Here is a 19,002-nt window from a genome sequence, read left to right on the forward strand (position 1 = left end):
CCCCACTCCTGACTTTCTGTCCATTTCATAGGACTTCCCTACGGAAAAACGTTCGCTCAGAGGACCCGTCGTGATCTCCTTCCCCCCGTCCGAAGACCACGCCGGCCCGCGGATGTCCGGCACCCCGGGCGACCACGAGACGGTGCCCAGACAGCAGGCCCCCACCCGGACGGACCCCCTGGCGCATCCGGACCCCCACACCGCGGCCCAGGCCGCCGCCGTGGAGAACCTGCTGCGCTGCTGGCTCCGCGAGACCGACGTACCCGCCCCGGAGCACGGGCTCCTCCGGGTGCCCCTGCCCGCCAGCGGTACGGCCCTGCTGGTGCCCGTCCGCCACTGGTCACCGACCGGATGGCACCGCTTCGGCGTGCCGTACCTGAGCGGTGCCCCCCGGCAGGACCGGCCGGTGGACGCGGTGACCGTCGCCGCGCTGCTCGCCCGGGAGGCGCCCGGCGCCACGGCGGCCGACGCCGTCGACCTCGTGGCCCGGGTCGCCGACTCCGTCCGCCGGACCACCGTCTTCATCCGCGACCGCCGGGAACGGCCCGCCGACGCCCCCGACCTCTTCCTCGCCGCCGAACAGGCCCTCGTCCACGGCCACCCCCTGCACCCGACACCGAAGAGCCGCGAGGGGCTCACCGAGAGCGAGCTGCGCCGGTACTCACCTGAACTGCGGGGCTCCTTCCCGCTGCACTGGATGGCGGTCGCCCCCTCGGTGCTGCGCACCGACTCCGCCTGGACCGAGCGCGGCCGCCCGGTCACCGGCCCTCAGCTCACCGCCCGGCTGGCACCGCGGAGCGAGCTGCCGGACCTGCCGGACGGATACGCCGCCTTGCCCCTGCACCCCTGGCAGGCCCAGGAGATCCAGCGCCGGCCCGAGGCCGAGGCCCTGCTGGCCGCCGGTCTGCTGCGCGACCTCGGTCCCCGCGGCCCGCTCTGGAGCCCCACCTCCTCCGTACGCACCGTCCACCGCACCGCCGCGCCCGCCATGCTCAAGCTCTCCCTGGGCCTGCACATCACCAACTCGCGCCGGGAGAACCTGCGCAAGGAACTGCACCGGGGCGTCGAGGTCCACCGCCTCCTGCGCAGGGGCCTCGCGGCCCGCTGGCAGGCCGCGCACCCGGGGTTCGACATCGTCCGCGACCCGGCCTGGCTCGCCGTGGACGGACCGGACGGCACACCCGTGCGCGGGCTCGACGTGGTCGTCCGGCACAACCCGTTCCGCCCCCGTGACGACGTCTCCTGCGTCGCCGGACTCGTCGCGCCCCGGGCCCACACGCCCGCGTCCCGATTGGCCGTGATCATCCACGGCCTGGCCGCCCGGACCGGACGGACGCCCGGCGCCGTGGCCGCCGAGTGGTTCCCGCACTACCTGGAACAGATCGTCCGCCCCGTCCTCTGGCTGGACGGCGAGGCGGGCATCGCCCTGGAAGCACACCAGCAGAACACGCTGCTCCTCCTGGACGCCGACGGCCGGCCCGCGGGCGGCCGCTACCGCGACAACCAGGGCTACTACTTCCGCGAGTCCCGCCGCGCCGAACTCGACGCCCGGCTGCCCGGCCTCGGGGAACGGAGCGACACCTTCGTGTCCGACGAGGTCGCCGACGAACGGCTCGCGTACTACCTCGCGATCAACAACGTCCTCGGCCTGGTGGGCGCCCTCGGCTCCCAGCGGCTCGCCGACGAGGAGGTGCTGCTCGACGCCTTCCGCCGGTTCCTGCGCGAGGCCGCCGCGGGACCGCGCCGGATGCGCAGTTCGCTGCCCGGCCGGCTGCTCGACTCGCCCGTCCTGCGCTGCAAGGCCAACCTGCTGACGCGTATGCGGGGCCTGGACGAACTGGTCGGCCCGGTCGACACCCAGTCCGTCTACGTCACCCTGTCCAACCCCCTGCATCGCTGACCGTCCGAGACAGGAGCGACACCGTGCCACGCACCGAGGCGAGTATCCAGGTGGCCGCCTGGGGGCCGGCCGACACGCCCGCCGGCGCCTTCCGCCTGCTCCCCGTGTGCCCCGAACGGGACCTGCGGCTGATCGCCCGCTGGATGAACGATCCGGCGGTCGCCCTCTTCTGGGAACTGGCCGGACCGCCGAGCGTGACCGCGGCCCACGTACGCGCCCAGCTCGCCGGGGACGGCGGCAGCGTGCCGTGCCTCGGTGTCCTGGACGGCAGGCCGATGAGCTACTGGGAGATCTACCGCGCCGACCTCGATCCGTTGGCCCGCCACTGCCCCGTACGGCCCCACGACATCGGCATCCACCTGCTCATCGGCGCGGCCGCCGACCGGGGGCGGGGGCTCGGGACCACGCTGATCAGGGCCGTCGCCGAGCTCGCGCTGGACCGGCGGCCCTCGTGCACGCGCGTCCTCGCGGAACCGGACGTCCGCAACACCCGCTGCGTCGCCGCGTTCCTGGGCGCCGGGTTCCGGCTCCGCGGCGAGATCGACCTGCCGGGCAAGCGCGCGGCCCTCATGATCCGGGACCGTGCCCCGCGCCGTCCGCTGTGACGCCAGAACCGTGCCCGCGCCGTCCGCTGTGACGCCCGGACCGTGCCCCGCGCCGTCCGCTGTGACGCCCGGACCGTGCCCGCGCCGTCCGCTGTGACGCCAGGACCGCGTGCGGCACCGTCCGCTGCTCTCCACTACCCCGCGCGCCCTCCTTTCCTCCCCTGCGCCCCGGCCGTGCTTTCCGCATCCGGGCCGTCCTCGCCGCCTGCTCGCCCGTTTGTCAGTCCCGGGCCGTAGGGTGGTCGCGCTATGACGAAGCCCTCACTCCCCGAACTCCTGCATGCTGCCGTCACTGCCGTCGGCGGCACGGAGCGCCCCGGCCAGGTGGCCATGGCCGAAGCGGTCGCGGAGGCGATCGACGACGGTTCCCATCTGCTGGTCCAGGCCGGCACCGGCACCGGCAAGTCGCTCGGCTACCTCGTGCCCGCGCTCGCGCACGGGGACCGGGTGATCGTGGCGACCGCCACCCTCGCCCTCCAGCGCCAGCTCGTCGAGCGCGACCTGCCGCGTACGGTGGACGCGCTCCACCCGCTGCTGCGCCGCCGCCCGGAGTTCGCGATGCTCAAGGGCCGGTCGAACTACCTGTGTCTGCACCGGCTGCACGAGGGTGTCCCGCAGGACGAGGAGGAGGGCCTCTTCGACCAGTTCGAGGCCGCCGCGCCCACCAGCAGGCTGGGCCAGGACCTGCTGCGGATGCGCGACTGGGCGGACGAGACGGAGACCGGCGACCGCGACGACCTCACGCCCGGTGTGTCGGACCGGGCCTGGTCCCAGGTGTCGGTGTCGTCGCGGGAGTGCCTGGGCGCCACGAAGTGCGCCTACGGCGCCGAGTGCTTCGCGGAGATGGCCCGGGAGCGCGCCAAGCTCGCGGAGGTCGTCGTCACCAACCACGCGCTGCTCGCCATCGACGCCATCGAGGGCGCCCCGGTCCTGCCGCAGCACGAGGTGCTGATCGTCGACGAGGCGCACGAGCTGGTCTCCCGGGTCACCGGCGTCGCCACCGGCGAACTCACCCCGGGCCAGGTCAACCGTGCGGTGCGGCGTGCCGCGAAGCTCGTCAACGAGAAGGCCGCCGACCAGCTCCAGACCGCCTCGGAGGGCTTCGAACGGCTCATGGAGCTGGCCCTGCCCGGCCGCCTGGAGGAAGTCCCGGAGGACCTCGGCTACGCGCTGATGGCCCTGCGTGACGCCTGCCGCACGGTGATCTCCGCGATCGGCGCCACGCGCGACAAGTCCGTGCAGGACGAGGACGCGGTACGCAAGCAGGCCCTCGCCTCCGTGGAATCCGTGCACGACGTGGCGGAGCGGATCGTGAACGGCTCCGAGTGGGACGTCGTCTGGTACGAGCGGCACGACCGCTTCGGTGCCTCGCTGCGGGTCGCTCCCATGTCCGTCGCGGGCCTGCTGCGGGAGAAGCTCTTCGCCGACCGCTCGGTCGTGCTGACCTCGGCGACCCTGAAGCTGGGCGGCGACTTCAACGGGGTCGGCGCCTCGCTGGGCCTGGCCCCCGAGGGCACCGAGGGCGAGGACGTCCCGCAGTGGAAGGGCGTCGACGTCGGCTCGCCGTTCGACTATCCCCGGCAGGGCATCCTGTACGTCGCCAAGCACCTGGCGCGTCCCGCGCGGGACGGCGACCGTGCCGACATGCTGGACGAGCTGACCGAGCTGATCCAGGCCGCAGGCGGCCGGACGCTCGGGCTGTTCTCGTCGATGCGGGCGGCGCAGCTGGCCGCCGAGGAGCTGCGGGCGCGGATTCCCGAGTTCCCGATCCTGCTCCAGGGCGAGGAGACGCTCGGCGAGCTGATCAAGAACTTCGCGGGCGACCCGAAGACCTGCCTGTTCGGCACCCTCTCGCTGTGGCAGGGCGTCGACGTCCCCGGCCCCAGCTGCCAGCTGGTCGTCATGGACAAGATCCCGTTCCCGCGCCCGGACGACCCGCTGATGAGCGCCCGGCAGAAGGCGGTGGAGGAGGGCGGCGGCAACGGCTTCATGGCGGTGGCCGCCACCCACGCGGCCCTGCTCATGGCGCAGGGCGCGGGCCGGCTGGTCCGGGCCTCCGGCGACCGCGGCGTGGTCGCCGTACTGGACCCGCGTCTGGCCACGGCCCGGTACGGGAGCTATCTGAAGGCGTCACTGCCCGACTTCTGGTACACCACGGACCGTAATCAGGCCCGGAAGTCGCTGGCGGCCATCGACGCGGCGGCGCGGCAGGCGGAGGCGGAAGCCGAGGCCGGGTGATCGGTGGGTGGCCTGACGCGGCGCCGCGCCAGGCCACCCACCGATGCGCCAGCCGTGGCCATCGGGGTCTCGCGACAGCACAGGTCTCGCGACAGCACAGGGCCCCGGAACCGGCGCAGGGGTCCCGGGGCCCGGTCAGGACGGCGGGGCTCTCAGCGGCCCGTCCGCCGTGACACTCAGACGCGGCGCAGAACGGCCACCACCTTGCCGAGGATGGTCGCGTCGTCGCCGGGGATCGGCTCGTACGCGGAGTTGTGCGGGAGCAGCCAGACGTGGCCGTCCTCACGCTTGAAGCGCTTCACCGTGGCCTCGCCGTCGAGCATCGCGGCCACGATGTCGCCGTTCTCCGCGACCGGCTGGCGACGGACGGTGACCCAGTCGCCGTCACAGATGGCGGCCTCGATCATCGAGTCGCCGACCACCTTGAGCACGAACAGCTCACCGTCACCGACCAGCTGCCGGGGCAGCGGGAAGACGTCCTCGACGGACTCCTCCGCGAGGATCGGGCCACCGGCCGCGATGCGTCCGACGAGCGGCACGTACGACGCGGCCGGCTTGCCCGCGGTGTCCGTGGGCTGCACGGAGGCCGCCTGGTCGGAGCCGCGCACCTCGTAGGCGCGTGGGCGGTGCGGGTCGCGGCGCAGGAAGCCCTTGCGCTCCAGCGCCATCAGCTGATGGGCGACGGAGGACGTGCTGGAGAGGCCGACGGCCTGGCCGATCTCGCGCATCGACGGCGGGTAGCCCCGGCGCTGGACCGAGTCCCGGATGACCTCGATCACCCGCCGTTGGCGGTCGGTGAGCCCCGAGCTGTCCGCCCTGATTCCTGGAGGTCGGCCGGGCATGGAGCGCTTGGCTCCCTCTGGATTCGTGGCTTCGTTCATCGCGTGCACCGGCTCGATCCGCCCCGGGGAGCGGTCCTGGGCGGTGATGGCGGCACTGTCTGCGGTGGTGGTCACGTCGGCCCCTCTCGATGGTCTCCCTGCTGGACAACGGTAGTTGCTTTCGAAAGGTTGCGCCAAACACACGTTCGAGTGAAAAAACGTGGTTTGCCTGACGTGATCAGGTGTCCAGGTGTATTGCCCCCACGGGGTTCGGCGGACATAAGGGTCCATTGCTGTACCCTTCACCGCCGGGGTGGTGGCCTCGCGGGCTGTGGCCCCAGTCTGCCATTCGGCATTCCGTCGGACGGGGAGCGGTCCTCATCTGCGCGGGAGTCCCACCTCGCCTCCCCGCGGCGCCCACGGTATCTCCGCACCCCGCCGCATCGGCACCGCCGTGCGTACGCGCGCGTGACGTGTCGCCCCGCCTCCCGGGCTCGCGGGCGTCCCGCCCGCCGGGTCCAAGGGGTGCCGCCTGCCGGGCCCACGGGCGTCTCGCCGTCCGGGTGCACGGGTGGCGTGCCGTCCCGCTTCGCGGACGTTACGGCGTCCGGCTTCGCGGATGCGCATGTTCCGGCTTCGCGGCCGTGCACGCGCGACCGGGCCGGCGCGGCCCCGCCGGCGGACCGCGCGCGAGGGCGGGAACGAGCCGCAGGGCGGCTCCGGCGACGGCCGCGGCCGGACGTGCTCCGGTTCGCCGGGGTGAACGGCCGGGCGCCGCTCGCTGGTGCGGGCGCGACACGCGTGAAGGCGTGGATGTGTGAGCCAATCCCCATATCTAGTGGTTGGATTGCATCAGTGGCCCACAAGTTGTGGTGCCCCCGGTCTTGAGGCCGGTGGCGATCGCCTATGCTTGGGGCTGCTTCGAGGGGCCTGAAGGGCCTCGTGAGGCTATTGAGTCTGCCGTGAGGAGGGTTGGAGTCCCATGCACTGCCCCTTCTGCAGGCACCCCGACAGCCGTGTCGTCGACAGCCGTACGACCGACGACGGCACGTCGATCCGCAGGCGCCGCCAGTGCCCTGACTGCTCCCGTCGGTTCACGACCGTGGAGACCTGCTCGCTGATGGTGGTCAAGCGGTCCGGGGTCACCGAACCGTTCAGCCGCGCCAAGATCATCAACGGCGTGCGCAAGGCGTGCCAGGGGCGGCCCGTCACCGAGGACGCGCTCGCCCAGCTCGGCCAGCGGGTCGAGGAGGCGGTGCGGGCCACCGGGAGCGCCGAGCTGACCAGTCACGACGTGGGGCTGGCCATACTCGGTCCGCTCCAGGAACTGGACCTCGTCGCCTACCTGCGGTTCGCCTCGGTCTACCGGGCGTTCGACTCGCTCGAGGACTTCGAGGCCGCGATCGCGGAACTCAGGGAAGAGACGGGACAGCCGGGCGTGAGCGGCGGCGACGGAGCCGGCGCGGGGAGCCAGGAAGACGGCCGCGGGCCCGAGGGGACCGCGCAGGTCCCCGAGCCCGCAGGCGCCGCCGACTGACCGGCGGGCCGGCCCCGGACCGAGGAACCGGGACCGGCCGGACGGCGGCGAAGAAGAGACCTGTTGCGGGCGGAGCCAGTGGGCCCGCAACACCAGACAGAACACCGTGCCACGGGAACATCGGGGCACTTCAGGGCGTTTTCGCCCGTATCAGGGAGGCGGCATGACAGAGACGGCGAGCGGTCCGGCACGGAGTTCCCGCGCCAAGGGCACGAAGGCGAGCAAGGGGCTCCGCGTCGAGCGCATCCACACCACCCCGGGGGTGCACCCCTACGACGAGGTGGCCTGGGAGCGTCGTGACGTCGTCATGACCAACTGGCGCGACGGCTCGGTCAACTTCGAGCAGCGCGGCGTCGAGTTCCCCGACTTCTGGTCGGTGAACGCGGTCAACATCGTCACCAGCAAGTACTTCCGGGGCGCCGTAGGCACCCCGCAGCGCGAGACCAGCCTCAAGCAGCTGATCGACCGCATCGTGAAGACGTACCGGAAGGCAGGTGAGGACTACAAGTACTTCGCCTCGCCCGCCGACGCCGAAATCTTCGAGCACGAGCTGGCCTACGCCCTCCTGCACCAGATCTTCAGCTTCAACAGCCCCGTGTGGTTCAACGTGGGCACGCCCCAGCCGCAGCAGGTCTCCGCCTGCTTCATCCTGTCCGTCGACGACTCCATGGAGTCGATCCTCGACTGGTACAAGGAAGAGGGCATGATCTTCAAGGGCGGCTCCGGCGCCGGCCTGAACCTCTCCCGGATCCGTTCCTCCAAGGAGCTGCTGTCCTCGGGCGGCAATGCCTCCGGCCCGGTCTCCTTCATGCGGGGCGCCGACGCCTCCGCCGGAACGATCAAGTCCGGTGGCGCCACCCGCCGGGCCGCCAAGATGGTCATCCTGGACGTCGACCACCCCGACGTCGAGGACTTCATCGAGACCAAGGTGAAGGAAGAGGAGAAGATCCGCGCCCTGCGCGACGCGGGCTTCGACATGGACCTGGGCGGCGACGACATCACGTCCGTCCAGTACCAGAACGCCAACAACTCGGTCCGCGTGAACGACGAGTTCATGAAGGCGGTCGAGCAGGGCGGCAAGTTCGGCCTGCGCGCCCGTATGACCGGCGAGGTCATCGAGGAGATCGAGGCCAAGAGCCTCTTCCGCAAGATGGCCGAGGCCGCCTGGGCCTGTGCCGACCCGGGCATCCAGTACGACGACACGATCAACCACTGGCACACCTGCCCGGAGTCCGGCCGGATCAACGGCTCGAACCCCTGCAGCGAGTACATGCACCTGGACAACACGTCCTGCAACCTGGCCTCGCTGAACCTGATGAAGTTCCTGAAGGACGACGGCAAGGGCAACCAGTCCTTCGAGGCCGACCGCTTCCAGAAGGTCGTCGAGCTGGTCATCACCGCGATGGACATCTCGATCTGCTTCGCGGACTTCCCGACCCAGAAGATCGGCGAGAACACCCGCGCCTTCCGCCAGCTCGGCATCGGCTACGCCAACCTCGGCGCCCTGCTGATGGCGACCGGCCACGCCTACGACTCCGACGGCGGCCGTTCCCTCGCCGGTGCCATCACCTCCCTGATGACCGGCACCGCCTACCGCCGCTCCTCGGAGCTGGCCGCGGTCGTCGGCCCGTACGACGGCTACGCCCGCAACGCCGACGCCCACCAGCGCGTCATGAAGCAGCACTCCGACGCCAACGGCGCGGCCGTGCGCATGGACGACCTGGACACCCCGGTGTGGGCCGCCGCCACCGAGGCCTGGCAGGACGTGCTGCGCCTCGGCGAGAAGAACGGTTTCCGTAACTCCCAGGCGTCCGTCCTCGCCCCGACCGGCACCATCGGCCTGGCGATGTCCTGCGACACCACCGGTGTCGAGCCCGACCTCGCGCTGGTCAAGTTCAAGAAGCTGGTCGGCGGCGGCTCGATGCAGATCGTCAACGGCACCGTGCCGCAGGCCCTGCGCCGCCTGGGCTACCAGGAGGAGCAGATCGAGGCGATCGTCGCCCACATCGCCGAGCACGGCAATGTGATCGACGCCCCCTCCCTCAAGCCCGAGCACTACGAGGTGTTCGACTGCGCCATGGGCGAGCGGGCCATCTCCCCGATGGGCCACGTCCGCATGATGGCCGCGATCCAGCCGTGGATCTCCGGCGCCATCTCCAAGACGGTCAACATGCCGGAGACGGCGACCGTCGAGGAGGTCGAGGAGATCTACTTCGAGGCCTGGAAGCTCGGCGTCAAGGCGCTGGCGATCTACCGCGACAACTGCAAGGTCGGCCAGCCGCTCTCCGCCAAGACGAAGGACGTCAAGGAGGAGAAGACCGAGGCGCCCGCGGCCGTCGAGGCCAAGGTCGAGAAGGTCGTCGAGTACCGCCCGGTCCGCAAGCGCCTCCCGAAGGGACGCCCCGGCATCACCACGTCCTTCACCGTCGGCGGCGCCGAGGGCTACATGACCGCCAACTCCTACCCGGACGACGGTCTCGGCGAGGTCTTCCTCAAGATGTCCAAGCAGGGCTCGACCCTCGCGGGCATGATGGACGCCTTCTCCATCGCGGTCTCCGTCGGCCTCCAGTACGGCGTGCCGCTGGAGACGTACGTCTCGAAGTTCACCAACATGCGCTTCGAGCCGGCCGGCATGACGGACGACCCGGACGTGCGGATGGCGCAGTCGATCGTCGACTACATCTTCCGCCGCCTGGCGCTGGACTTCCTGCCCTTCGAGACGCGCTCCGCGCTCGGCATCCACTCCGCCGAGGAGCGCCAGCGTCACCTGGAGACCGGTTCGTACGAGCCGTCGGACGACGAGGTCGACGTCGAGGGCCTGGCCCAGTCGGCGCCGCGGGCCCAGGAGCTGAAGGCGGTGGCCACGCCGAAGGCCGAGGTCGAGGCGGCCAAGCCCGCCCCGAAGCAGGCGCACACCAGCGCCGAACTGGTGGAGATGCAGCTGGGCATCCAGGCCGACGCCCCGCTGTGCTTCTCCTGCGGCACGAAGATGCAGCGGGCCGGTTCCTGCTACATCTGCGAGGGCTGCGGCTCGACCAGCGGCTGCAGCTGACGCTTAGCACCCCATGAACAAGGGGCGGTGGCCATCGGCCACCGCCCCTTGCTCGTGCCCGGTGCGCGTCAGGGGCGACGGATCGCTCCCATGGCGCGGGTGAAGTCCGCGGGATCGTCCTCGTAACCGTGCACGCCCGCGCGGAACTCCCACGCCCCGTCCTCGTCCCGGACGAACTCCGCGACCGTGGCCGCCGTCGCCCCCAGGACGTTCCCGAAGTCGGTCGAAGCGAGTTCGGTGTACCCCTCACGGATGCGCAGGCCCGGGTGGGTCACGCTGACGAAGGTCCGCCGGCCGGCACGCTGCTGGATGACCACACCGACCAGCACGCGCGCGTAACGGGCGTCGAGCCGTTCCAGTTCCAGCGTCATGACCTCGTCGAAGCCGAAGCCCTTGCCGTCCTGGCTGTCCCGGTTGAGATAGATGGTGCCGTCGGGGGAACGGCTGTCGAAGTGCACCACATAGGAGGGATCGCCGTACGGATCGCCGGCCAGGTAGGTCGCGGCGACCACGTCCAGGTCGGCCGGCGGCTCGCCCGCCGGGTTCGGGTCCCACCTCAGGGCGACCTCGACCTTGCGGATCCCCTTGCTGAGGCCGTTCACTCACTTCCCCTTCCCAGTAGCCCGCCCTGTCCGTCCACCCCAACTGCCGAACAGCGACGGCCGGTTGTCCATCCTGCCACGCGTGCCCGCGCGCGGGCGGAAAGCAGACCCCGCAAGGGCGACCGGGGCCGCCTTCCCTGGCCTTACCATGGCGCGGTGCTGGTCAAGTGGATTCGCTGCACCGTGGTGGACCGCCGCGGTTTCGAGCGGGGGCAGCGAAAGTGGGCGGGGCTTCCGGGGGAGCCGGGTTTTCGCGGACAGGGCGGGGGCTGGAGCCGGATACGCCCGGACGTGGCCCACGTGTTCACCTTCTGGGAGAGCCGCACCTTCTACGACTCCTTCATGGCCCGCTCCCACGACCGGCTCGCCGCCGCGCAGTCGGGCACCTTCAAGGACGCCAGGACCAGGCTCTTCGACTACCGCTTCGATGTGAAGACCGGTTTCGAACCGCGTTTCACGGACGCCGACCTGGTGCGGGTGGCCCTCTGCCGGGTCCATGAGGAGCGCGCCGAGCACTTCGTCCTGATGCAGGAGAAGGTGTGGAACCCCGCGATGGCCGGCTCGCCCGGCATGATCCGCGGCCTTTTCGGTGAGGCGCCGGGCAACGAGTACCTGGTGCTGTCGATGTGGCAGGCCGCCGCCGAGCACGGCAAGTACCGCACCGAGCGGGTGGAACGGCTCGCCCTGCGCGCCCAGACGGAGGCCGACATCGCGGCCCTCACCGGGGACATCGTGGAGCTGGAACCGTCCTGGACCGTGTGAGACGACGTGCAGGTGATGTCAGAGGTGACGTGCGAGGTGACGTGCGAGGTGACGTGCGAGGTGACGTGCGAGGTGACGTGTGAGGACTGTGTGACCTACGCCGTATGGAGCCCGGCCGGGTACTCGGCGGAGGCCGGCGCGATCTAGGGTTTTGGCATGGCACGACCACGGCGCATCGTCCTTGTCCGGCACGGCGAGTCAACGGGCAACCTTGACGACTCCGTGTACGAGCGCGAGCCCGACCACGCCCTGGGCCTGACCGAGCAGGGCCGGCGGGAGGCCGAGCGGGCGGGTGAGAAGCTGCGCGAGGTGTTCGGCCGTGAGCGGGTCAGCGTCTACGTCTCCCCCTACCGGCGCACGCACGAGACGCTGCGCGCCTTCCGCCTCGACCCCGATCTCATACGCGTCCGGGAGGAGCCCCGGCTGCGTGAGCAGGACTGGGGGAACTGGCAGGACCGCGAGGACGTGCGCCTCCAGAAGGCGTACCGGGACGCCTACGGCCACTTCTTCTACCGCTTCGCCCAGGGCGAGTCCGGCGCCGACGTGTACGACCGGGTGGGCGGCTTCCTGGAGAGCCTCTTCCGCAGCTTCGAGGCCCCCGACCACCCGCCCAACGTGCTCCTGGTGACGCACGGCCTGGCCATGCGGCTGTTCTGCATGCGGTGGTTCCACTGGACGGTGGCGGAGTTCGAGTCGCTGTCCAATCCGGGGAACGGCGAGATACGGATGCTCGTTCTCGGTGAAGACGGCAAGTATCGGCTCGACCGGCCGTTCGACCGCTGGCGGGATCCGGAACCGTACTGGATGACCGGGTGACTGGAGAGGGTGGCAGGGCCATGACCGCACAATCTCCTGCCGGGAGACGTCTTCCGTCCGCCGCGGAGCGCCTGGACCGCGCCCTGGCCAGTCTGCGCGGACTGGCGGTGGGCGACGCGCTCGGTTCGCAGTACTTCGTACCCGTCAACCACCCCCTGCTGAAGCGGCGCGAGGTGCCGCCCGGTACCTGGCAGTGGACGGACGACACGGAGATGGCCTGCTCCGTGGTGGCCGTACTCGCCGCCCACCAGCGCATCGACCAGGACGCGCTGGCCCGCTCCTTCGCGGAGCACCATGACTTCGACCGTGGTTACGGCCCTGCGGTCAACCGGCTCCTGCGGCTGGTCCGCGAGGGCGGCGACTGGCGGGAACTCGCCGCCGCGCTCTTCGACGGACAGGGCTCCTGGGGGAACGGCGCCGCGATGCGCGTCGCCCCGCTGGGCGCCTGGTACGCGGACGACCCCGAGCAGGCCACGCATCAGGCGGAGATCTCCGCCTACCCCACGCACCAGCACCGGGAAGCGGTGGTCGGGGCCATGGCCGTGGCCGCTGCCGCCGCCCTGGCCGCGACGCCCGACGGCCCGCCGGGCGCGGAGGCGCTCCTCGACGGGGTGATCTCGCTGGTACCGGGCAGGAGCGCGGTCGGCGCGGGGCTGCGCCGTGCCCGGGACATGCTCGATTACGGCGACGCGGCCACGGTGGCGGCGGTTCTGGGCTGCGGACGGCGTACCACGGCTCATGACACGGTCCCGTTCGCGATCTGGTCGGCCGCCCGGGCCCTCGGAGACTACGAGCGGGGCTTCTGGACGACGGCCCAGGTCGGCGGGGACGTGGACACGACCTGTGCCATCGTGGGCGGCGTGATCGCCGCGGGGCGGGCGGGGGCTCCGCCCCGGGCCTGGGCTGAGCGGACGGAAGCGCTGCCGGACTGGATGGCGCGCACGGTCTGAGCCGTGGGTTTTGGTGACTCACCGCTCATGGTGGGAACTCTCCGTGACCTTCCGCTCGTTGTCGCGACAAGTGCTGTGTGAGGCGTGAGGCCGCACACCGGTCAGCCGAGGGTCGCATGGGGAGGGGAGAGACGGTCGTGGATTTTCCGTCGGGCTTGGCGATGTCGGCTGTGACCGTGTCGGCTGTGGTCGTGTCCGCCATCGCCATGCCCGCTCTGGTCATGCCCGCCCTGGTCATGCCCGCCCTGGTCATGTGCGCTTTCGCCGTGCTGCTGGGCGCGCTGTTCCCGCTGCCGCGGGTGCCGCTGGTCGGCGGATGGCGGGTGGGAAACCCAGGCTCGTGGGCGTCACGGAAGGCAGCGGAGCGGTCGGGCGCGGCCGCCGCGAGCCGGCGACGCGGGAGCCGACAGGCCGAGGAGTGCAGGCCACCTGTCGACCGGCCCCGGCCGGCCCGCGCCGCCGCCCTATCAGCCGACGCCGGGTCCGGCGGTCCCGGACAGGGCCTCCAGATCGCTCTTGCGGACCCGGATCACCAGCCAGGCCGTGGCCAGGGCGAGCACGGCCATCGCGGCGGCCGGGATGAACGCCGCGGAGATGCCCTGCGCCAGTACGTCGTGCCCCCAGGGCGCGGGAAGCTGCTGGGTCCGGGCGAACTCGGCCTTCTGCTCCGGCGAACTGTCGGCGAGGAAGTCCGGCAACTGCCTCTCCGCCTCGTTCCTGCTCGCCGTGCCGAACACGGTCGTCAGGATGGACAGCCCGAGAGCTCCGCCGACCTGCTGCATGGTGTTGAGCAGACCGGAGGCCGCGCCCGCCTCGTGCTGTGCGACGCCGGAGACCGCCGTGAGTGTGAGCGTGACGAAGTTGAGCCCCATGCCGAGGCCGAAGACGAGCATGGGGCCCAGCACCCCGCCCGCGTACGAGCTGTCGGAGCTGATGAGCGCCTGCCAGGCCAGCCCGATCGCCGCCAGCGTCGAACCGGCGATCATGAACGGCTTGGGACCGAACACGGGAAGGAAGCGCTGGGACAGACCGGCGCCCAGCGCGATCACCACGGTGACGGGCAGGAAGGCGAGCCCGGCCTCGATGGGGCTGTAGCCCAGTACGTTCTGGACGAACAGCACGATGTAGAAGAACATCCCGAACATCGCGGCGGCCAGGCTCAGCATGATCACATAGGTGCCGGAGCGGTTGCGGTCGGTGAACATCCGCAGCGGGGTGATCGGCTCCCGGGCCCGGGACTCGATGCGCACGAACGCCAGCAGCAGGACCACCGCGGCCCCGAAGGAACCGATGGTCAGGCTGTCCCGCCAGCCCTCTTCCGCGGCCCGGATGAAGCCGTACACGAGGGTCGCCATGCCCGCCGTGGAGGTCACCGCACCGGCGATGTCGAAGCGGCCGGAGTGCCGTTCGGACTCGTTGATGTACAGGGGCGCGAGCGTGGCGATCAGCAGACCGATCGGCACGTTGACGAAGAGCACCCAGCGCCAGTCGAGCCATTCGGTGAGCATGCCGCCTGCCAGCAGGCCTATCGCGCCGCCTCCCGCGGAGACGGCGGCGAAGACACCGAAGGCGCGGTTCCGCTCCGGGCCCTCGGGGAAGGTCGTGGTGATGAGGGCCAGCGAGGTGGGGGAGGCGATCGCGCCTCCCATGCCCTGAAGTACCCGAGCGGCCAGCAACTGCCAGGGCTCCTGGGCGATTCCACCGAGCAGCGAGGCGAAGGTGAAGACCAGGATCCCGGTCATGAAGACCCGGCGGCGGCCGAGGATGTCACCGGCCCGGCCGCCGAGGAGCAGCAGGCCGCCGAAGGTGAGCGTGTAGGAACTGACGACCCAGGTGAGGTCGGTGGTGCTGAACTTCAGAGCTTCTTGAATGTGCGGGAGGGCGATGTTCACAATCGTCGCGTCGAGTACCACCATGAGTTGGCAGGCCGCGATGACGGTGAGCGCGATGCCGGGACGCTGGTTCCTGCGGGCCGGGCCCGGCTTCTGATCTTGGAGCAACGGAGAGGTTGTCACTGTGAATCCCCCACGAGAGCCTTAGTGAACGATGGCGTTCACTGTCACGTCGACCGTAGTGACTCCCGGACAGTGAACGCAACCGTTCACTGTCGTCGATCTCGCGGTCTCCGCCCCCTCATGGCCGCATGGCGTGCTTCAGTCCGCTCGCGGTCACGCGATGCGTCCCCGCCTCGTCCCCTGTGCCCCGTCCCCGATCCCCGCTTCGTATGCCTCTGGAGGCAGCTGGAATGACTACTTCGCACTGGGGGGCCGCCTCCGCTCAGACGGCCTCTCGCCGACGCGGCGTCGTACTCGAACGCGCGATCCTCGACGCGGCGCTGGAGCAGCTCGGCACCGTCGGCTGGAACGGGCTGACGATGGAGGGGGTGGCCGCCGGCGCGCAGACCGGCAAGGCCGCCGTCTACCGGCGATGGCCCTCCAAGGAGGATCTCGTCGCGGACGCGCTGCGGTCCGGGCTGCCGCGTTTCGACACCGCGCCGGATCTGGGGAGCGTGCGCGAGGATCTCCTCGCCCTGTGCCGGAGGGCGCGCGACGCCATGTTCTCCCGGTCGGGATTCGCCTTGCGGTCGGTCATTCACGAATGCGACACCTTGCAGGCGGAACGCTTCCATGCCGTGATCGTGGAAGGGGTGATCGAGCCGACCATGAGGCTGCTGCGAGAGGTCATCAGTCGCGGGATCGAGCGGAAAGAGGTGCGTTCCGACGCGGCGAACGGCTACGTCTTCGACGCTGTCCCGGCGATGATGATGTACCGCTCGAAAGTGTGCGGATGCGAATGGACGGACTCGGAGATCGAGGAGATGATCGACCAGTTGATGGTCCCGCTGCTGCGCCCTGTCGGTTCTTGAGAGCGTGCGGGGGAGGGCCTTGAGTCGCTGAGGGAACCGGGGTGTCGGCGGCGGTTCGAGGCGGCGTACGCTATGAGCGCCATGCCGTACGAACCACCCACCCACACCGTCGAGCGCTCTCTCCGCGCCACGACCGGAGCGAAGATCGTTGCCGGTGTCGACGAAGTGGGGCGTGGCGCGTGGGCCGGCCCCGTCACCGTCTGCGCGGCCGTCACCGGTCTGCGCCGGCCCCCGGAGGGTCTCACCGATTCCAAGCTGCTCACCGTCAAACGACGGGGCGAGTTGGCCGAGGTGTTGCGGACCTGGGTGACGTCGTACGCCTTGGGGCACGCCTCTCCTGAGGAGATCGATCGCCTGGGGATGACGGCCGCGCTGCGTCTCGCGGCGGTCCGCGCCCTGGAGGCTCTGCCGGTCCGCCCCGACGCGGTCATCCTCGACGGCAAGCACGACTACCTCGGGGCACCCTGGCGGGTACGCACGGTGATCAAGGGCGATCAGTCGTGCGTGGCGGTGGCGGCGGCTTCGGTGATCGCCAAGGTCCAGCGCGACAAAATGATGGCCGAACTGGGTATCGACCATGCAGACTTCGGTTTTGCGGACAACGCCGGGTACCCGTCGCCCGTGCACAAGGCCGCACTGGCGGAGCGGGGCCCCACCCCGTACCACCGGTTGTCGTGGGCGTATCTTGATGCGCTGCCCCAGTGGCGGCACCTCAAGAAGGTCCGCAGCTTGGCGGAGGGAAGCGTTCCGGAGATCGAGGGTCAGCTCGGTTTCGATTTCTGACGCCGCCGTCCGTGCGTATGTGCCACCCGCTGGCGCGAGCCGCACCAATGTTTGATAAAAATCAGCTCATGCCTCTCATTCCCGAGGAGCCTCAGATTCACGAGAGTGCCCAGGGTCCCCGCGCCACTCCGGCCAGCGGCCGCACCGCGCCGACCCCCCGTCCCGTTCCCGGTCCCCGCCCCGCGGCCCCGCCGCGCCCCGGGCGTCCCGGCCCGGTCCGTCCCACACCCCCGGTGCAGCGCACGTCGCGAGACGCGGCTGCGGCCAAGCCGGTTCCGTCGGGTTCCGCTGCCCCGTCGGGTTCCGCTGCTCCTTCGGCGGCCCCTGCCACGGGTTCGGCCGCTCCGCAGATCCAGCTGATCCCGGCCTCGGTCGAAGGCGCCCTCGACGCCGCCGAAGAGGCCGTGGACCTGCTGCTGGACTCGGGTCGCGCCCCCGGTGACGTGCTGGTGCTCACCACCGGCGAGTCACATCCGTGGGCCACCCACGAACTGTCCTTCGGTGAGGCCTCCTACTGGGCTCAGCACGATGCCGGCGATGACGTCTTCTATGCCGACGCGGCCGTCGCGGACCGTGCGGCCGCGCGGCCCGTGGTCGTCGTGGCGGTCAACGGCGGCTCCGAGGCCGCTGCCGCCACCGCGCTGTCGCTGGCCCACGGGCGTGCCGGTGCCCTGCTGATCGTCTGCGGCGACCCGCAGCGCATCAACGCGGTGCTGGGCGCGAAGGTCTGAGCCGGCTCCCTCGCGCCGGGGCCGCGCCGGAGTGACGAAGGAGCCGCCGTGCGGACGCCGCACGGCGGCGGCTTTCGTCTGCCCCCAGCGGGCATCCGGTGTCCGGTCGGCGCAAGGGGTACGCCTCCGTGGTCAAGGGCCGCTTGCCGAAAGGCCGTTACCGGCATCGGTGGCCGACTGGGCATTCCGACGGAGGTACGGAACGGGCACCGCTGGCGCGCGAGGGTGTACCTGGGGGCGTCGGTGATCAGCCGTGCGGGCGGTGCCGTGCTGGTGCGGTCAGCGGGCAGCCGCGCGGCGCAGTACCTCCGAGGCTGCGCCACCCGTGCGAGGCGGGGGAAGTGGTATCTCCGACGTGGCGAACGGCTCCGGTGCCGAAGCAGAGTTGGGGCGGCGTCCGCCCCGGCCCTCGCCGAACACCTGCCATCCGTCACGGGTCAGCGTGATGTACGCCCCGCAGCGCAGGCCGTGCAAGGTGCAGGCGTCCCTCAGGCCCCACATCCACGCCCCGTCCTCCTCCGTCCAGCGTGCGTCGCCGTCACGGCAGCGCATCAGCACGGCGGTGCGCACCGGTGTGCGGCGGCGCAGGTCGTGCGGGATGACCCGGCGGAGCTGGGAGAGCAGGACGTTGCGGAACATCCACCCGTCGGCCGGAGCCGGACGACTGGCGAACGAGGCGCTGGCGCGCAGGCGTTCGTCCGGGTCGAGTACGGCCACGATCGTGGTGTCGGGTTGGGGGCGATGGCGCGTATGCAGTCCGCTGACGATCTCGCGGGGGCTGCGCAGCAGCGGGATGCCGGCGGCGGCCCACTCCGCCGGTTCGAGTACACGGGTGGCGGACGTGGTGGACGGCGACAGCGACGCCGCCGAGGACGGAGCGAATCCGAAGGTCACGTTCCTCCCTTCGGCTACGCGCCCGCACGCGGGCAGGGTCGGATTCGGGGGACGCGCACCGCAGTGAAGCCCTGCCGGATCACGGATGAGCCGTGCGGGGAGCGGAGTCCAATTCTTCCTGTCGAACTGGGTTGCGGCAACGAGCAATCGGATCGGTCGACCGTTATAGGGCGATGTGTGTTTTATATCCCTACCCAGGGTCTGCCCGGGTGACGCATGGGACGTCTGGAACGGGTGCCCGGGCACGCGGCTGCGGACACAGGTGTCCGCACCCGGTGCCGTGAACCGGTGCCGACGATCAGCCTCCGAAGCCGGACCGCGCAGCCGGACCGCGCAGCCGGACCGCGCAGCTGGTCTGCGCAGTTGGTCCGCGCAGTTGGTCCGCGAATGTGGCCTGCGAGGTCGGCTTTCGAAGCCGACCTCCGAAGTCGGCGTCGGAACCGGA

15 protein-coding genes are annotated in these 19,002 nt (G+C 71.0%); 11 read left to right on the forward strand and 4 right to left on the reverse strand.

The window, feature by feature from the left end; all coding sequences use genetic code 11:
- The first annotated feature begins 112 nt into the window (after window positions 1-112).
- From ACIQR3_RS23840 to ACIQR3_RS23850, 3 genes are all read left to right on the forward strand, one after another.
- The gene (locus ACIQR3_RS23840) at window positions 113-1,900 is read left to right on the forward strand and encodes an IucA/IucC family protein (RefSeq protein WP_403542445.1); all 1,788 of its coding nucleotides are present in this window, start codon (window positions 113-115) and stop codon (window positions 1,898-1,900) included.
- Window positions 1,897-2,505 (forward strand): GNAT family N-acetyltransferase, encoded by a 609-nt coding sequence (locus tag ACIQR3_RS23845; RefSeq protein WP_403542448.1) that lies wholly within the window; start codon window positions 1,897-1,899, stop codon window positions 2,503-2,505. The genes ACIQR3_RS23840 and ACIQR3_RS23845 overlap by 4 nt, the downstream gene beginning before the upstream one ends.
- 249 nt (window positions 2,506-2,754) lie before the next feature.
- Entirely contained in the window at window positions 2,755-4,743 is a 1,989-nt protein-coding gene (locus ACIQR3_RS23850; protein WP_403542135.1) for an ATP-dependent DNA helicase, read from the forward strand.
- Between the two features lie 176 nt (window positions 4,744-4,919).
- On the opposite strand, the gene lexA is transcribed toward ACIQR3_RS23850, so the two are convergent.
- On the reverse strand, window positions 4,920-5,699 hold the full coding sequence (lexA, locus tag ACIQR3_RS23855) for a transcriptional repressor LexA (protein ID WP_215172467.1): 780 nt from the start codon (window positions 5,697-5,699) through the stop codon (window positions 4,920-4,922).
- Between the two features lie 847 nt (window positions 5,700-6,546).
- Between lexA and nrdR the strand changes: the two genes are divergently transcribed.
- Together nrdR and ACIQR3_RS23865 are read left to right on the forward strand one after the other, a co-directional pair.
- Window positions 6,547-7,101, forward strand: a complete 555-nt coding sequence (nrdR, locus tag ACIQR3_RS23860; protein WP_215172465.1) for a transcriptional regulator NrdR — start codon at window positions 6,547-6,549, stop codon at window positions 7,099-7,101.
- Between the two features lie 163 nt (window positions 7,102-7,264).
- Window positions 7,265-10,153, forward strand: a complete 2,889-nt coding sequence (locus ACIQR3_RS23865) for a vitamin B12-dependent ribonucleotide reductase (protein WP_403542139.1) — start codon at window positions 7,265-7,267, stop codon at window positions 10,151-10,153.
- Window positions 10,154-10,221: 68 nt separating this feature from the next.
- Here ACIQR3_RS23865 and ACIQR3_RS23870 read toward each other — a convergent pair whose 3' ends face one another.
- On the reverse strand, window positions 10,222-10,755 hold the full coding sequence (locus ACIQR3_RS23870; protein WP_403542141.1) for a TerD family protein: 534 nt from the start codon (window positions 10,753-10,755) through the stop codon (window positions 10,222-10,224).
- A 156-nt stretch (window positions 10,756-10,911) separates the two neighbouring features.
- On the opposite strand from ACIQR3_RS23870, the gene ACIQR3_RS23875 reads away from it, so the two are divergent.
- The 3 genes from ACIQR3_RS23875 to ACIQR3_RS23885 all read left to right on the forward strand — a co-directional run bounded on the left by ACIQR3_RS23875 (window position 10,912) and on the right by ACIQR3_RS23885 (window position 13,283).
- Complete coding sequence (locus ACIQR3_RS23875) at window positions 10,912-11,517, forward strand: YdbC family protein (protein WP_215172459.1); 606 nt, start codon at window positions 10,912-10,914, stop codon at window positions 11,515-11,517.
- Between the two features lie 156 nt (window positions 11,518-11,673).
- Window positions 11,674-12,333 (forward strand): histidine phosphatase family protein, encoded by a 660-nt coding sequence (locus tag ACIQR3_RS23880; RefSeq protein WP_403542144.1) that lies wholly within the window; start codon window positions 11,674-11,676, stop codon window positions 12,331-12,333.
- A 20-nt stretch (window positions 12,334-12,353) separates the two neighbouring features.
- A complete protein-coding gene (locus tag ACIQR3_RS23885; RefSeq protein ID WP_403542147.1) occupies window positions 12,354-13,283 on the forward strand; it encodes an ADP-ribosylglycohydrolase family protein in 930 nt (309 codons plus the stop codon).
- Window positions 13,284-13,750: 467 nt separating this feature from the next.
- Here the strand turns inward: ACIQR3_RS23885 and ACIQR3_RS23890 are convergent, their stop codons facing one another.
- Window positions 13,751-15,298, reverse strand: a complete 1,548-nt coding sequence (locus ACIQR3_RS23890) for an MFS transporter (protein ID WP_403542149.1) — start codon at window positions 15,296-15,298, stop codon at window positions 13,751-13,753.
- Window positions 15,299-15,528: 230 nt separating this feature from the next.
- Here ACIQR3_RS23890 and ACIQR3_RS23895 point away from each other — a divergent pair, with 230 nt between their 5' ends.
- The 3 genes from ACIQR3_RS23895 to ACIQR3_RS23905 all read left to right on the forward strand — a co-directional run bounded on the left by ACIQR3_RS23895 (window position 15,529) and on the right by ACIQR3_RS23905 (window position 17,663).
- Complete coding sequence (locus ACIQR3_RS23895; protein WP_403542152.1) at window positions 15,529-16,149, forward strand: TetR/AcrR family transcriptional regulator; 621 nt, start codon at window positions 15,529-15,531, stop codon at window positions 16,147-16,149.
- A gap of 81 nt (window positions 16,150-16,230) precedes the next feature.
- Complete coding sequence (locus ACIQR3_RS23900; RefSeq protein WP_403542453.1) at window positions 16,231-16,932, forward strand: ribonuclease HII; 702 nt, start codon at window positions 16,231-16,233, stop codon at window positions 16,930-16,932.
- 68 nt (window positions 16,933-17,000) lie between these two features.
- Window positions 17,001-17,663: a hypothetical protein gene (locus ACIQR3_RS23905; RefSeq protein WP_403542154.1), complete on the forward strand. Its 663-nt coding sequence runs from the start codon at window positions 17,001-17,003 to the stop codon at window positions 17,661-17,663.
- A 279-nt stretch (window positions 17,664-17,942) separates the two neighbouring features.
- On the opposite strand, the gene ACIQR3_RS23910 is transcribed toward ACIQR3_RS23905, so the two are convergent.
- Window positions 17,943-18,557 carry a hypothetical protein gene (locus tag ACIQR3_RS23910; RefSeq protein WP_403542156.1) on the reverse strand — a complete coding sequence of 205 codons (615 nt, stop codon included), beginning with the start codon at window positions 18,555-18,557 and terminating at the stop codon, window positions 17,943-17,945.
- Between the last annotated feature and the right edge of the window lie 445 nt (window positions 18,558-19,002).

Origin of the sequence: Streptomyces sp. NPDC090994, from assembly GCF_044768905.1 — a bacterium.
Lineage (GTDB): Bacteria > Actinomycetota > Actinomycetes > Streptomycetales > Streptomycetaceae > Streptomyces.

Excerpts from the sequence above, each read along its gene's own strand:
- ACIQR3_RS23895 (WP_403542152.1), top strand. The coding sequence starts at position 15,529 with ATGACTACTTCGCACTGGGGGGCCGCCTCCGCTCAGACGGCCTCTCGC.
- ACIQR3_RS23905 (WP_403542154.1), top strand. The coding sequence starts at position 17,001 with ATGCCTCTCATTCCCGAGGAGCCTCAGATTCACGAGAGTGCCCAGGGT.
- ACIQR3_RS23900 (WP_403542453.1), top strand. The coding sequence starts at position 16,231 with ATGCCGTACGAACCACCCACCCACACCGTCGAGCGCTCTCTCCGCGCC.
- ACIQR3_RS23880 (WP_403542144.1), top strand. The coding sequence starts at position 11,674 with ATGGCACGACCACGGCGCATCGTCCTTGTCCGGCACGGCGAGTCAACG.
- nrdR (WP_215172465.1), top strand. The coding sequence starts at position 6,547 with ATGCACTGCCCCTTCTGCAGGCACCCCGACAGCCGTGTCGTCGACAGC.
- ACIQR3_RS23840 (WP_403542445.1), top strand. The coding sequence starts at position 113 with ATGTCCGGCACCCCGGGCGACCACGAGACGGTGCCCAGACAGCAGGCC.
- ACIQR3_RS23850 (WP_403542135.1), top strand. The coding sequence starts at position 2,755 with ATGACGAAGCCCTCACTCCCCGAACTCCTGCATGCTGCCGTCACTGCC.
- ACIQR3_RS23885 (WP_403542147.1), top strand. The coding sequence starts at position 12,354 with ATGACCGCACAATCTCCTGCCGGGAGACGTCTTCCGTCCGCCGCGGAG.
- ACIQR3_RS23865 (WP_403542139.1), top strand. The coding sequence starts at position 7,265 with ATGACAGAGACGGCGAGCGGTCCGGCACGGAGTTCCCGCGCCAAGGGC.